We start from the raw sequence: 15,384 nt of genomic DNA on the forward strand, positions 1-15,384 counted from the left end.
TTATATCTGCATTAGGATTTTCAAAATTATCCTTAATATATGATAAATTTAATTTACCCTTATATATTTCAAAAGTTGTTCCTACCATTATTCTAACCATAGTTTTAAGAAAACTTGAACCTTTAATATATATATGTATATTATCATTTATTCTTTTAGCATAACATTCATATATCTCTCTCATAGGATTTTTATTGGCTTTATTATCTTTTTTAGAAAAACTAGAAAAATCATGCTTACCAATAAATTCATTAAGTATTATATTTAACTTATCTATGTCTATATCTTCATCAAATTTAGATATATATTTACTATTAAATGGTGTTATATTTCTTACATTCGTGAATATATATTCATAAGTCCTAACATTACTATCATATCTAGAGTTATATTCTAAATTTACTTTTTCTACTTTCATAACTTTTATTTCACCAAATGAATGTTTATTTATAGCATATTTAATTGATTCTAAATTAACATTATCATTAGTTAGTATAAAATTAGAAATTTGCTTTTTAGCATGTACCCCTCTATCCGTTCTACCAGAACTTATTAAATTAACTTGTTCATTAAATACTTTTAACAATATATTCTCAATAGTTCCTTGTACTGTTTTTTCCCCTTTTTGCCGTTGAGAACCATAAAAACAACTTCCATCATATTGATATATTATTTTAATATTAATCATAATTTTTCTTTTATCCCTTTGTTTATAAATATTTTTTCATCAGCTAAATCAAATAAAGGTTTATCACTCATACTATCAGAATAAAATTTAAGTATTGTATAATTATCAATATATTCATTTAATCTATTGACTTTTTCTTTTCCTTTACAATTAGCTCCCTTTATTTTACTATCAAATAATTTATTTGTATTTTCAAATTCTGTAGCTAATAATTTATCAAATCCTAATTCTTTAGATATTTTTTCTAAAAATATACTTGGAGTTGCAGATATCAATATCAATTTATCTGATACTTTTTTATTTTCTAATATTTCATTATATACCCAAGAAAATATTTTATCTTTTTTTACTTTCCAAAATTCATTTATCTCTTCTTTTAAAAATTCTATATTTACTCCATTTAAGATTCTAAAAAATATTTCTTTAGATTTTTTCAAATCTTTTTTATAATAAAAAAGAGAATATAAAACATTACAAAGTCTTATAATATATTTAGGATTTCTTTTTAAGAAAAATAACATAAAATCAGTTGATGTTTCACCATTATATATAGTTTTATCAAAATCATACACTATTATATTTTTCATTTTCTACCTCTCTTTACTAAGTAATATAAGCTCATTTTCAATATCCTCTATGCTAATATAGCCTAGTTCTTTAAGTTGTTTTTTTATATCATTTTCATTTTCAAATTTATTTAAAATATTTATAATATTATCATTTAATTCTAAAAGTTCATTTAAGCAAACTCTTTCATTTTTCTTTTCATCTCTTATTAATTTTTGAGAAATAATACAAAGTATAGAATCTAGCAACAAATATTTAGGAATTCCCATATCTATTAATCTAGAAAAACTACCAATAGCATTTGTTGTATGAAGCGTAGCTATTACTAAATGTCCTGTTAAAGCTGCTCTTACTGTTATATCTGCTGTAATTTCATCTCTTATTTCTCCTATAACTATAACATCTGGATCTGACCTTAGAACTGTCCTCAATACATTTGAAAAACTTAGTCCTATTTCTTCCTTAATTTGTATTTGAACAATATCTTTTAACTTATTTTCTACAGGATCTTCTATACTTATTATTTTTCTATTTCCATCATTTAAAATATGAAGTAATGAAAGCATTGTAGTAGATTTTCCACTACCTGTAGCACCCGTTACTAATATCAAACCATGACTCATTTTACATAATCTATTTAAAATTTTTATCTTATCTTCATTATATCCAAGTGCTTTTAAAGAAATATCTTCTAACATATTATTCAATATTCTTAAAACTAAACTTTCTCCCATTATAGTTGGTAATATTGCAACCCTAATATCATAATTATTTCCATTATACATATATGTAAATGCCCCATCTTGTGGCATTCTTTTTTCTGCAACATTAAGTTTAGATAAAACTTTAATCCTTGATATTAATTCTAAAGAATTAATATTTTTAGGTGCAGATATTTTATATAACTTTCCTGTTATTCTATATTCTAAAAATATTTCTCCACAAACATCTCTACAATGAATATCTGATGCTTTATTTACTATAGCTACCTCTATTATACTTTCAACAAGTTTCACTATACCTTTAGCAAAAAAAATACTTCCACTCAAGGAAGTATATATATTTTTTTCATTATCCTCCATTAACCCCACTCCTTATTTTTTCAATAATTCATCTAATAAATTACTAGTTTGTTTTCTCATTGTTGAAAATACCATTTTTTTCATTAATGAATACCATTTTAATTTACTTTTTTCAACCTCTAATCCCTTTATTATATCTTTCATTTGTTTAACTAATAAATCATATTCCTCAAAAGAAACCAATATACTCTTTTCTTTTTCTCTTTTTTTCCCTTTTGCTACATTTAATTCTTTTTTCATATAAGCAAAAAACTGAAATAAATTAGGTAATTGTTTTTCATATATCTTCATTTGCTTTTCCATTTCAATTATCATTTGCTCTAAATACTTTTGACCATTTTTAGACAAAGTAATTACCTTTTTTCTTTTTGCTAAACCTATTCTTTGAAGTTGAGCTGCCATACTAGCCTGACTTCTTGCGTTCATCATATCCATATCAGTTATACTATTTGCATTTACTGTTTTACTTTTCAAAAAAATCCTCCTTTAATGATAATAAATATTCAAATTTAACATTTCCCTCTCTTATTTCAAATATTTCATCATTTAATACTTTAAATATACTAGAAGATTGTCCACTTAAATCTTCATCACATTTTATATATTCATCAACATTTTCTAATATTTCTTTTTCAATATCAGAAAATACCTTTGGTGTGGGTCTACCACTCAAATTAGCACTCGTTGTCATTAATATACCTCCTTGAGAAGCTATTAATTCTTGTGCTATTTTATTACCTGGCATTCTTACTCCAATATCCTCTAAATAACCTGTTTTATCTAAAAATTCTTTTTTTGCTTTAGATATCAAAGTAACCTCTCCAGGAAAAAGCTTATCTACAAGAAATCTTAAGAATTGACTATCTTCAAATATTTCAAATACTTTTTCCTTACTTGATACTAAAGCTATTATTTTTTTACTTTTTTCTCTTTTTTTTATATCATATAGCTTTTGTATTTCACTTTTTATAGGAAGTGCTCCTATCCCATAAACTGTATCTGTCGGGAAAAGTATTATTTTACTCATGAGTCCCTTCAGTCATATCTAAGTTTACTGGCATTTCAAATAAATCACTTATTGGTTCTTCAACAAATATTCTATTTATTGTTTCAGCAAACATTGAAGCAGTAGAAACTACAACTAATTTTTCAAATTTCTTTTCTTCTGGTAATTGTATAGTATCTGTAACAACCACTTTATTAAATTCTGAGTTTTTAAGTCTTTGTATTGCTTCACCAGAAAATACTGGGTGTATAGCACAAGCATATACCTCACATGCTCCAGCATCTTTAAGAGCTTTTGCAGCATTACATATAGTACCTGCTGTATCTATAATATCATCTATAAGAACAACTTTTTTACCTTTTACTTCACCTATTATATTCATAACTTCAGAAACGTTAGCTTTTTCTCTTCTCTTATCTATAATAGCTAAAGGTACTCCTAACCATCTAGCAAGTCCTCTTGCTCTTTTTACTCCTCCTATATCTGGAGATACAACTACTGTATCTTTAGGATCAAAATGTGCATCAGAGAAATATTTAGCAAATAATGGAAGGGCTTCCATATGATCAACAGGAATATTAAAGAATCCTTGTATTTGTCTAGCATGTAAGTCCATTGTAACTACTCTTGTTGCTCCTGCTGTAGTTAAAAGATCTGCAACTAATTTAGATGTAATTGGTTCTCTTGGATATGCTTTTCTATCTTGTCTTGCATAACCATAATAAGGAATTACAGCTATAATTTCAGAAGCTGAGGCTCTTTTTAAAGAATCTATGAAAATTAATAATTCCATTAAACTTTCATTTACAGGTTTAGATGTTGATTGTATTACGAATACTTTACATCCTCTTACTGTTTCATTAGATTTAGCAAAAGTTTCACCATCAGCAAATCTTACTATATCTCTATCACCAAGTTTTACACCTAATTTGCTTGCAACTTTTGCAGCAAGTTTTTCACTAGAAGAACCTGCAAAAACTTTAATTTCATGATTGTTGTACATCAAAATCCCACACTTTCTATTTATTTTTTATTAAATCCAATTTTATTTACTTGTTTTGCTCTACCAAAAGCTACACTATCATCTTCAATATCTTTAGTAATCACTGATCCTGCGGCAGTTAAAACATTTTCTCCTATATTAACAGGAGCAACTATAATACTATTACTTCCTATAAAACTATTTTTTCCTATTTTAGTTTTATGTTTATTAACTCCATCATAATTACAAGTTATAGTACCTGCTCCAATGTTAGTATTTTCACCTATATTACTATCCCCTATATATGTTAAATGTCCACATTTTACCCCATTTTCAAGAACTGAATTTTTAATTTCAACAAAGTTTCCAACTTTAGAGCCTTCCTTTAGTAAAGCTTTAGGTCTTAAATGGGCAAAAGGTCCAACACTAACAAAAGATTCTACTTTTGAATTTTCTACAACTGAAGATTCTATAGTAACATTATCCCCTATTATTGATTCAAAAATTCTAGTACCTGAATATATGATACAATTTTTACCTATAACTGTTCCTGACTGTATATATACATTAGGATATATCACGCTATCTTGTCCTATTTTTACATTTTCTTCTATATATACATTATCTGGATCTATTAATACTACACCTTCTGACATCAATTCTTCATTTTTTCTATTTCTTAATATTTTAGAAACTTGCGCAAGTTGAGATTTAGAATTAACTCCTAACATTTCATTTTCATCTTCTATTTTAAAACTACCTACTTTAAGATTTAATGAATTAAGTAATTTAACACTATCTGTAATATAGAACTCACCTTTTGAATTATTATTATCAAATTTATCAATAATTTTAAGAAGTGAATCTCTCTTAAACATATATACACCAGCATTTACTTCGTTAATTAATTTTTGAACACTATTTGCTTCGCTTTCTTCAACTATATCTACTACTTTATTATTTTCTTTATATATTCTACCATAACCATAAGGATTAGAGACTTCACAAGATAAAAGAAGTGCATCATAATTTTCTTTTTCAAATTTTTCTTTCATTTTTATAATAGTAGAACTTTTAAGTAAAGGTCCATCACCATTACAAACTAAAACATCTTCTTTAGTTGATTCTATTTTACTTTTAGCTATTATAATAGCATGAGCAGTACCTAATTGTTCGCTTTGCACAACATAATCAATATTTGGCATAAAATCTAATATTTGTTCTTTTAAATATCCTAAAATAAATATATTATTACTAATATTTGATGCCTTTAATACTCTATCGACTATAGAAATTATTGGTTCTCCATTAGCTTTAGCCATTAATTTAGATATATTAGATTTCATTCTAGTTCCCTTACCTGCTGCCAAAACTATAGAAATCACAAAATCACCTTCATTCTTAATTATTTTTGTATATTATATCATTTTAAGCGATTTTTTTCAATTATTATCTTGACAAATAGTATATAAAATGATAGTATTAATTGTTATGGCGATATGGTCGAGGGGCTTAGGCAGAGGTCTGCAAAACCTTTTACATCAGTTCGAGTCTGATTATCGCCTCCATAATTTTATTAACTCTACTTATAATAGTAGTTTTTTTATATACAAAAAGAACGTTTTCACGTTCTTTTATTTTTGTCTTTCTTTTATAGTTTTTTCTTCAAATCTGTCCACTAAGTCATCAAGACCTTTATTAATTATTAAAGTTAAATTTTTAATAAGATATTTTTCATCTTCTTCCATACCTTTTTCAACCCATTCATAAAGAATAGCTGCAAAACTTAATTTAAAATAATTAATTAAAAATTCTCTATCTTTATCTGATATTCTTGTCCCATCAAATTTTTTAGATAAAATTCTTGTAAATAAGCTTTTAGACATTTGTTCTAAAGTTTTTCTTAAAATTCCTGAAGCTTCCGGATTATTTAAGTTATTTATCAAATCTTTTTTTTCTTTCATTATCTTGAAAAATAACACATAAGCTTCTTCTAAAGTTTTCTCTTTTTTCTTTTCTTCCAATAAAACTTTAGCTTCCTCTTCTGCATAAAACTCTAATAATTCTATCATATTTTTAAAATAATAGTAAAATATTTGTCTTGTTACTTTTGCTTCATCTGCTATATCTTTAACCGTAATTTGGTGATAAGGTTTTTCCTTTAAAATCTTACCAAAAGCAATTCTTATAGCTTCTTTAGCTCTTAATCTCGCCATTTTTTTGTCATCTCCTTATAGCTTAATTGTTCTTTTTATTCTTTCAATAGTTTCTTTCTTACCTATTATAGAAATAATAGTATAAAGGTCTGGACCTTTAGATTTACCAGTAAGCGCTGCTCTTATAGGCATAAGAACTTTACCTATTCCCTCATTTAATTCTTCTGGTAATTTATGTAAGATATCTTTAATATGTTCTTCATCCAAATCTTCTTCTAAAGTTTCTAATTTAGATAAGAATAAATTTATAGACTTAATACCTTCTTCTGATTTTAATGAATCTATAACTCTCTCTACTGATTTTCTATCTTTTTTATTCATATCTTCAGTAATAATTGGTAAATTAAATTCATTTTCAAAGAATACATCTAAACTTTTAGCAATTTCTTTAAGCGTATGTGCACCTTCTCTAGAAATAGCTACCATTTTTTCTAATCTTTCACGACTAAATTTAGATACATCATACCCTTCTTTTTTAATAAAAGGTATTACTAAATCTGTTAATTCTGATATATCTTTTAATCTCATATGTTGATTATTAACCCAACCTAATTTAACTAAATCAAATACTGGTCCTCCAAGTGAAATTCTATCAAAAGAGAAATTTTCAACCATTTCTTCTAATGTAAATATTTCCTTTTCTCCACCTAAACTCCAACCCATAAGAGCTAAGAAATTAAGTAATCCTTCTTTTAAATATCCTTCTTCTTTATAGTAATTTAAAGAAACCGGATTTTTTCTCTTAGATATCTTAGTTTTATCAGCATTTCTAAGTAAAGGCATATGATACCATTTAGGTTCATCCCAACCAAAAGCTTTATATAACTGTATATGCTTAGGCGTTGATGCTATCCATTCTTCAGCACGAATTACATGCGTTATACCCATTAAATGATCATCAACAATATTAGCTAAATGATATGTAGGATATCCATCTGATTTTAATAATACTTGGTCATCTATCTTATCATTATCAAAAAATATTTTACCTCTTAATCCATCTTCCACTACAGTTTGACCTTCAAGTGGCATTTTCATACGTATAACATAAGGTTTACCTTCAGCAAGATTTTTTTCAATTTCTTCCTTAGATAAATTACGTGATCTTCTATCGTACATCGGAGGTAGTCCCATAGCTTGTTGTCTTTCTCTCATAATTTCTAATTCTTCTGGAGTCTCAAAAGAATAGTATGCCATGCCTTTGTCAACTAACTCAAGTGCATATTTTTTATATATTTCAAATCTCTCTGATTGTCTATATGGTCCATATTGTCCACCATTATCAGGTCCTTCTGAATAATTAAGCCCTAACCAATGCATTGCATCGAATATTTGTTGTTCTGAATCCGCAGAAAATCTTGTTCTATCAGTATCTTCTATTCTAAGTATGAATTCTCCTCTTTCATGATGAGCAAATGCATAATTAAATAACCCTATATATGCCGTTCCTACATGCGGATCTCCTGTAGGAGATGGTGCTATTCTTACTCTAACTTTCTTTTCCATTTTACCTCCTATAAAATAAAAAGCTTAATTTTCTTCTCTTTATTATACTTTAAAATACTATATTTTTCAAGAAAAAATTATTTCAAAATAAAATCGCATATATATAGTATATGCGATTTTATATAATCTGTAGTTATTATTAATACTAACGTTTTGAGAATTGTGGACTTCTTCTTGCTTTTTTCTTCCCGTATTTTTTTCTTTCTACCATACGTGAATCTCTAGTTAAGAATCCAGCTTCTCTTAATGGAGATTTTAATGTTTCATCATTTTGAACTAAAGCTCTAGCTACACCTAATCTAATAGCTCCTGCTTGTCCTGTATTTCCTCCACCTTGTACTGTTACAGCAACTCCAAATTTATTTAAAGTTCCTGTTAATTCTAATGGTTGTTCAACAATTTTTGCTAAGATTTCTCTTCCTGCAAAAAATTCTCTCATGTCTTTACCGTTTATTACTACACCTGTTTGTCCTGGGATTAATCTTACTCTTGCTACTGAAGTTTTTCTTCTACCTGTTCCTAAATATTGTATACTCACTTAATTACCTCCTAAAATTCCAACTTTGTAGGTTTTTGAGCTTCATTTGTATGAGTAGGTCCTACATTTAGTTTTAATCTATTAATCATTTGTCTTCCTAATTTATTTTTAGGTAACATTCTTTCAACAGCTTTTCTTAATACTTCAGTTGGTTTTTTTGCAAGCATTTCTTCTAAACTTCTAGTTTTTAATCCTCCAGGGTATCCACTATGTCTATAGTATTTCTTATCAGTTAATTTTTTACCTGTTACAGCAATTTTTTCTGCATTTACTACTACTACATAATCTCCACCATCTACATGTGGTGTGTAACTAACTTTGTCTTTACCCATTAATTTTTTAGCAATTTCTACTGCTACTTTTCCAAGTACTAGATTTTCAGCATCAACAACATACCAATTTCTAACTACTTCTTCTTTTTTTAACATTTTTGTATCTTTATTCACTTTTTTCCTCCTATAAATATTATGTGAATAACGGTTCCTTTGTGGGAAAGGAATTTTTACTATATTAGTATATACAATTTAAGCCTATTTGTCAAGGTAAATTATTAAAATTCATATCCAAATTTTATATTCGCAAGTGCTGAATTTAAGCCACTTGAAATTTCTAAAGTTGCACCTTTATATCTTAACCCAACACCTACTCCTATAACTGGTGATAGTTTAACAGTTTCAACATTTTTAAGTCTTTTATATGTATTACCATCAACTTTATCTCCATCTGCTTCAAGTTTATCTGTTACAACCTTTAAAGGATTACTTGAAACTCTAAGTCCTAATTTTGTATCAAAAAATAAAGTCATATCTTTTTGTAATTTTAATTCAAATTCAGATAATCCATAAATATTAGAACCAAAAATTATATTATTATTTAATATATTATTTACTTTAGCTGCTGTTTTCTCATTATCATGCTTATTTAAATCATAATTTTTAATTTCATTTGCTTTTTTTTCTTTAGATTTTTTTTCTTCAATTAGTTCATCTTTAATCGAATCAAGATTAGATTTAACTATGTTTGCCGCTCTTTTTTTAGATTTATATTCAGTTTCATCTTTACTTACTTTATCTTTTGCAATAGTATCATCTGCTAATTGTTTTTTTCTCTTATCTAATTTTTCAGCTGCTTTATCAGCTAAAGTCATATCTTCAAATAAATCTAATTTTGTTTTAGATGCTTGAGCAATTTTAGTGCTTAAATCATCGTATTCTTTTTTTACAATCTTATACTCCGATCTAAGTTTTTTATATTTATCTCTATCTTCTTGATTAGGAACCGCTTCTTTCATTTTCTTTTCAAAATATGAATCAGGATATTGTTCAAAATTTTTAAATATTTTTCTAAATCTTTCATTTCTTGGTAATTGTTCTTCAATCTCTTTTACTTTTGGCTCAACTTTTTCTCTATCACTTCTAAACTTATCACCATCTGTTGAAGCTTTTTCAAATCTTGCCTCAAGATCTTTTACTGCTTCTTCTGTAGGATATTTTTTTATCACTGCTTCAAGTTTAGATATAATTCTATTAGAGTCCGCTATATTCTTAGTCAATTGTTCTTTTTTACTTGTTGCAATTGCTTCTTTATTTGCATAAACTCCAACTTCATAATCAACAAGTCCAATTTTTTGATTTATATCTAAAATTTTATCATTTATTTTATTTATCTCATCCTCATAAACTAAATAACTACCATACTTATTATCTTCTAAATGTTTAAAAGTGTTCTTAGAAACATTTGCCTCTAAAAATCCTTCAATTCCACCTCCTATTTTTACATTAAATTTATCAAACTTAAATGGATATTTAACATTTAATGAAAGAGCTGTATTTATATTACTTGAATTATATCCTCCATTAGATACATTTTTTAATCCTACTTCCTCAAATTCTTTTTCACTTATATTCAACTTACTATATCCAGAAGATAATCCTATTTCTACATTAACAGGTAATGTACTTGAATATCCAATTACAGATGCTATAAGCGAAAATATTATAAACTTATTTTTCATTTTCTAACCTCCTAAAATTCAACCTTTATTCCTGTACTTATACCTTGTGTTCTAATATTCTTACCGCTATAAGCTAGGTTAAATTCTATATTATTTAATCTAGTTCTTAAATCTATACCATAAGAAATCACATTATCATCAAGAGTTAATCCTTTTAACGTATTACTAAACTTATATGATGAAAGTTCAGCTTTAACTTTAAGTACTGGATCAGTTAGATATTTAGAATAACTTACATATCCTCCTATATTCCATTTATTTTTAATATTCGCTCTTACTCTTGTTCCAATAGTTATTTTAGATTTGAAATTAGTTTCTTTATCACTACTATATCCATATTCAGTATCTTCACTAAATCCTCCTCTAGTATATGTAATCAAATCTGTTCCTATAAATGGTTCAATCTCAACATTTTTAGGTAATCTAAATCTATATCCTCCTTCAAGATTTACATTAAATATGATATCACTTGCAGATATATCTTTTGTTTTTTCACCACCTAAATTTCTATCTATATCTTTACCTAAATAATCAAAACTTCCTATACCTGAAATATATCCATTTTCATACATACCTTTTGCAAAAATACTAGCTCCTATATTATTCCCTTTAACTCTACCTTGTAAATAGCGTTTAACTGGATTAAAAATATCAGTATTATCATCTTTATCTAAACGTATACTATAATCAAATAATTGAGAATTAGTATAATTTAACGTTGCCCCTGCAACAAAGTATTTAGATGTATAATCCATTCCTAAATTAAACCCATTTGTTATAATATTTTTATCACCATTTGCAAATTTAAACTTATTACTATTAATTAAATCAACAAATACTCCTAACTTACCATCTGTTCCTTTAACAGATAGTCTTTCTTTAATTTTACTATTTTTAATTTCTAATAAATCATAACCTAAAACTTCAGAATTTGCTAAAGTTTGACCTGATAATTTATTTTCATCATCTTGATTATACCAAATAACATTATTTATTTTAGATAAAATTTCTTCTTTTTCTTTAGGACTTGCTACATTAAGCCTAGATTCAAGAACTGCCATTATATGAGCTGTATTAGGCATTGGATTATCAACAAGTTCACTTGAACTCTTTCTTATTAAAGTTGCAAATACCTTAACATTTTCTTCATCATCTGTTATTTTTTCTTCTTTAACTTCTAAATCAACATATGGTGTAATAGCTATTTTTCCTAACTTAATTTTATATAAATCTTTTTTATTTATTTTGTTTATAGTTAAAATTTCTTTCTTATTAGGATCTAATTTTTCAGTTGCTTCTATATCTTCCTCTTCAGCTTCTTTTGGATCTAAATATTTAGGTCTTGCAAATATATCCATTCCTTTTTTTCTAAATACATCAAAACTAAATTCATTAGTTTCTTTTAAATTAAGCTCATTAACTGATAAATGAGCAAATGATGCAATATATGTTTTAGCATCTTTTATTACGCTATATGTCCCATTTATCCTATCTGAAGTTGAATATGAATAAAGCTCTCCAAAATTAATTATATCTCCATTTATTTTAGATTTAAATGGTTCTTCTCCATCATCTAATAAAGCATTTTTCTTATTTTCTAAATAACTCATATCAAGTTTAAGTTTAGCACCTTTATGAACTATAATAGGTGATTCCGAACTTCCTCTAAGAACTAATGTACCTTCTTCTACAATTGTTGGATCTTTATATTTATTTTCTCCAGAAAGAACAAGTGTTCCATTACCTTTTTTAATTAATCCAGCATCAACAAATAAATCTTTTTCATAATCTTCTAGTGAATTAATATATTTATTAAATTTAGGTAAAATATTAGTATATATTTCTATTTTAGTTTTACCTAAAAGTTTTAAAGCGTCAATTACAGGTTTGTATAAAGAATTTGTATCAAATTCATCAGAAAGAACTTCTTCAACACTTAAATCTTTTACAGAATTTAAGATAAATGCTTCAGCTTGACTTATACCACTTCCTGCTCTACTTCCAGCATAAATATAAGGGTTAAATCCTCCTTCTATATCATTACTAAATTCATAGCTACCATAAGGAACGTTAGCTATAAAGTCATCATCTCCTGTTTCTGAAGTTAGTGCTTTTACAAATCTTGCAGGCCCTAAGTATGCTTTATCTCTATTCATCATACCCCAACCTATATTTTCATCTACTCCATATTCTCCTATTATTCTCTTAACAATTTCATTTGTTTCGGGATTTTTAACACCAACAACTCTATAATCATCCGTAGCTGTTGTAAATATTGTTTGTTTAATTTGATGAGCACTCATCCACGGGAATTTAGTTCCTATTACTCCTGCAACTGCTGTAACACGTGGTGCTGCAAAACTTGAACCTTGCTCTAAATATTCACTTCCTATAAACTGATTATTAAGTACAAGATCAGCATCTTTTTCTCCATCCGGATTCATAGGCTTATTATATTTTTTCTCTTCTTCAGTTAATCTCTTATTATATGAATACATACCCTCACTAGCCACTGTCCAAAGTTTTGCTTTACCAGCTCTTGAGAATGAGAATAAAAATGGTCTTCCATTAGGATCAACATCCATTGCAGATAAATTATCTATATCTTTTATCTGTGCATTTATTTCATCTATATATGACTTAGTATATTTAGAAGGATTTTTTTCTATTTCTTTCTTTATTTTTGATAAAGCATTACTTCTTTCACTCATAAATGCAGCATAAGTTTTTATATTATTATATATATAATTATCATCTGTTGCTAAATTAAATTCGTTATGTAAGCTTTCAGTAGCTTTACCTGAAATTGCTTTATGTATAAGACCAACAACACTTACTATATTTTTTCTATAATTAGGATTATATTTATATTCTCTTCCTTCTTTTTTAGCTTTTTCTTTCTCAACTTCTTCTAAGTATAAAGGAGTATCCACAAATGTTTGAGAATACTTTCTATTAGGATGTTCATATACTATTTTATCTCCATTTGAATCAAAATTAGTTAAATCAACATCAGTTTGACCACTATTATTTCTATTATTACCTGCAGAAACTACATAAAGTACATCATTATTAGAAGTTGCAAGTTCACTATGTTTTAATAAAGCGTTTCTTAATCCTAACATTTTAAGATCTAATAATTTTTGATAATCATTAACATCTATCTTATTTCTTGATTCAAAGTATTTAAGAACTGAAGGTATAGATAAACTACCTGGATATTTTTCTTTATAATCATCTAAATTAGAAAAATCATTTTTAGAAAGCCATATTTTAATAGCTGTTCTAAATCCAAGTGTATTATTGTTATATGCATCTACTGCTCTTTGTTTTTCCTCTTCAGTCATATTCTTAATAGCCATATATTTATCAAATGTATATTCAGACCCATAAGACATATTTATTGCCTTAATATTTTTATTATCTTCAATCATTTTTGCCATTAATTTACCTGAATCTCCAGCTAACCCACCTGTTACAGTATCTCCAATAGCACCTGCTGCAAAGTGAATATCAGTCATTGCTAATTTTTCAACCTCTGTCATATTTACAAATTCTTCATATTTTTCAAGTATTTCAGCATATATTTTTTGATACATAGAATTAAATATTTCTTTTCTTTTATTATCATCTAACGGTTTTAATTCTTTGTATTTTTCATTCATGAATTTTCTAAATTCTTTTCTAACTTCCATTTTTTTCTCTTGTGCTTCATCACTTGTATCATCTTTACCATTATTATATATAGTCCAATAAGTAGAAGTTAAATCAGCAAGTTTTTCATCTTTAGCTTCCTCATCATTAGGATTTATTTTAAGATATTCTTTTAAACCCTTTATTTTTTCTTCAACAAATTTTATTTCTGTAATTTTACCTGTTAAATCTGTAAATTTCTTATTAACTACTTCATTATTTTGAGGTCTATAATTTTGTGCTAAAGTAACTATAGAATTTATCATTCCATTTTTTAAATTCTCATATTCCAAACCTTCAGGTAGTTTACCAGTGTATCCATAACCAATAATAGTTTTTAATTGTAGAGAAGCTAGAAGATTGGCTAGTGTATACCCTTCTCCTACTGATAGTTCCTCTATCATTGAACCTACAACAGTTGGGCCGTGTTCTCTTTTTAAATTTCTATCTTCTGGCTTTTTATCTTTTAAATTATTTAACCCTTTAGGTTGATATCTATACATTCTAGCTTCTACCTCTGGTGATTCATCAGCAAATGTACCGTCAACCACACCTACTGTCGTACCAGGAAATGCAACATAAGCCTTCTCTTTTTTAGAATAAATAGTTACACCATCTTTAACAATTTTTCTTACTATATTGTGATGCCCTATAGTATTTTTATCAGTATCTTCTATCTCTGTTATAAATTCTATTTTTGTATTAGGATTTTTATTTAACTCATATTTTGTTAATCTTTCAACTATATCTGGATTAAATCCACCTGTAATATTTTTACCATCTTCACTAAATTTTAATGTTGATTTATCTAAATTTAATAATATATCTTCATATCTATCTCTATAATCTGATAATCTTTCTCCAAAATCAACATCAATCTTATTTACTTCACTATTACCTACTACAGATGTTCTTACAGAAACTTTCTTTTTCCCAACAATATCATCTAAATCTTTATATTTGTCTAATTTTGTATATGAGTTATAGTTTATTTTTAATTCTTCTCCATCTTCATCATATTTTGCATCCTCAAGACCGTCATCATAAGTTAATACACTATATCTTACACGACCATTATCAGCGCCTTGTTTT

General features: G+C 26.7%; 13 protein-coding genes and 1 tRNA gene. 1 reads left to right on the forward strand and 13 read right to left on the reverse strand.

Annotated features, from left to right (window positions below; all coding sequences use genetic code 11):
* The 7 genes from truA to glmU form a co-directional block, all read right to left on the reverse strand.
* The coding region (gene truA, locus ACWYO2_RS02030; protein WP_455514828.1) for a tRNA pseudouridine(38-40) synthase TruA at window positions 1–688 on the reverse strand (688 nt) is incomplete at its 3' end.
* Window positions 685–1,275, reverse strand: coding sequence for an HAD-IB family phosphatase (locus ACWYO2_RS02035; protein WP_455514829.1), 591 nt, complete (start codon window positions 1,273–1,275; stop codon window positions 685–687). The genes ACWYO2_RS02035 and truA, both read right to left, overlap by 4 nt.
* 3 nt (window positions 1,276–1,278) lie before the next feature.
* Window positions 1,279–2,337 carry a GspE/PulE family protein gene (locus ACWYO2_RS02040; protein ID WP_455514830.1) on the reverse strand — a complete coding sequence of 353 codons (1,059 nt, stop codon included), beginning with the start codon at window positions 2,335–2,337 and terminating at the stop codon, window positions 1,279–1,281.
* Window positions 2,338–2,349: 12 nt separating this feature from the next.
* Window positions 2,350–2,811, reverse strand: a complete 462-nt coding sequence (locus ACWYO2_RS02045) for a viral A-type inclusion protein (RefSeq protein WP_455514831.1) — start codon at window positions 2,809–2,811, stop codon at window positions 2,350–2,352.
* Window positions 2,801–3,364 (reverse strand): L-threonylcarbamoyladenylate synthase, encoded by a 564-nt coding sequence (locus tag ACWYO2_RS02050; protein ID WP_455514832.1) that lies wholly within the window; start codon window positions 3,362–3,364, stop codon window positions 2,801–2,803. The genes ACWYO2_RS02045 and ACWYO2_RS02050 overlap by 11 nt, the downstream gene beginning before the upstream one ends.
* Window positions 3,357–4,346, reverse strand: coding sequence for a ribose-phosphate diphosphokinase (locus ACWYO2_RS02055; RefSeq protein WP_455514833.1), 990 nt, complete (start codon window positions 4,344–4,346; stop codon window positions 3,357–3,359). The genes ACWYO2_RS02050 and ACWYO2_RS02055 overlap by 8 nt, the downstream gene beginning before the upstream one ends.
* A gap of 20 nt (window positions 4,347–4,366) precedes the next feature.
* On the reverse strand, window positions 4,367–5,710 hold the full coding sequence (gene glmU, locus ACWYO2_RS02060; RefSeq protein ID WP_455514834.1) for a bifunctional UDP-N-acetylglucosamine diphosphorylase/glucosamine-1-phosphate N-acetyltransferase GlmU: 1,344 nt from the start codon (window positions 5,708–5,710) through the stop codon (window positions 4,367–4,369).
* 108 nt (window positions 5,711–5,818) lie between these two features.
* Between glmU and ACWYO2_RS02065 the strand changes: the two genes are divergently transcribed.
* Window positions 5,819–5,893, forward strand: a tRNA-Cys gene (locus ACWYO2_RS02065).
* 66 nt (window positions 5,894–5,959) lie between these two features.
* Here ACWYO2_RS02065 and ACWYO2_RS02070 read toward each other — a convergent pair.
* The 6 genes from ACWYO2_RS02070 to ACWYO2_RS02095 all read right to left on the reverse strand — a co-directional run.
* Window positions 5,960–6,541 (reverse strand): TetR/AcrR family transcriptional regulator, encoded by a 582-nt coding sequence (locus ACWYO2_RS02070; protein WP_455514835.1) that lies wholly within the window; start codon window positions 6,539–6,541, stop codon window positions 5,960–5,962.
* A 15-nt stretch (window positions 6,542–6,556) separates the two neighbouring features.
* Window positions 6,557–8,047, reverse strand: coding sequence for a glutamate--tRNA ligase (gene gltX, locus ACWYO2_RS02075; RefSeq protein ID WP_455514836.1), 1,491 nt, complete (start codon window positions 8,045–8,047; stop codon window positions 6,557–6,559).
* A 145-nt stretch (window positions 8,048–8,192) separates the two neighbouring features.
* Window positions 8,193–8,585, reverse strand: coding sequence for a 30S ribosomal protein S9 (gene rpsI, locus ACWYO2_RS02080; RefSeq protein ID WP_455514837.1), 393 nt, complete (start codon window positions 8,583–8,585; stop codon window positions 8,193–8,195).
* Window positions 8,586–8,596: 11 nt separating this feature from the next.
* On the reverse strand, window positions 8,597–9,031 hold the full coding sequence (rplM, locus tag ACWYO2_RS02085) for a 50S ribosomal protein L13 (RefSeq protein WP_455514838.1): 435 nt from the start codon (window positions 9,029–9,031) through the stop codon (window positions 8,597–8,599).
* A 104-nt stretch (window positions 9,032–9,135) separates the two neighbouring features.
* Window positions 9,136–10,599: a hypothetical protein gene (locus ACWYO2_RS02090; RefSeq protein ID WP_455514839.1), complete on the reverse strand. Its 1,464-nt coding sequence runs from the start codon at window positions 10,597–10,599 to the stop codon at window positions 9,136–9,138.
* 11 nt (window positions 10,600–10,610) lie between these two features.
* Window positions 10,611–15,384: autotransporter domain-containing protein (locus ACWYO2_RS02095; RefSeq protein WP_455514840.1), on the reverse strand; the 4,774-nt coding region annotated here is incomplete at its 5' end.

The sequence above is a fragment of the Pseudostreptobacillus sp. genome (assembly GCF_977040545.1).

Bases quoted from the DNA above. Each gene is read 5' to 3' on its own strand.
- ACWYO2_RS02035 (WP_455514829.1), bottom strand. From the start codon at position 1,275: ATGAAAAATATAATAGTGTATGATTTTGATAAAACTATATATAATGGT.
- ACWYO2_RS02040 (WP_455514830.1), bottom strand. From the start codon at position 2,337: ATGGAGGATAATGAAAAAAATATATATACTTCCTTGAGTGGAAGTATT.
- ACWYO2_RS02050 (WP_455514832.1), bottom strand. From the start codon at position 3,364: ATGAGTAAAATAATACTTTTCCCGACAGATACAGTTTATGGGATAGGA.
- ACWYO2_RS02055 (WP_455514833.1), bottom strand. From the start codon at position 4,346: ATGTACAACAATCATGAAATTAAAGTTTTTGCAGGTTCTTCTAGTGAA.
- ACWYO2_RS02070 (WP_455514835.1), bottom strand. From the start codon at position 6,541: ATGGCGAGATTAAGAGCTAAAGAAGCTATAAGAATTGCTTTTGGTAAG.
- gltX (WP_455514836.1), bottom strand. From the start codon at position 8,047: ATGGAAAAGAAAGTTAGAGTAAGAATAGCACCATCTCCTACAGGAGAT.
- ACWYO2_RS02090 (WP_455514839.1), bottom strand. From the start codon at position 10,599: ATGAAAAATAAGTTTATAATATTTTCGCTTATAGCATCTGTAATTGGA.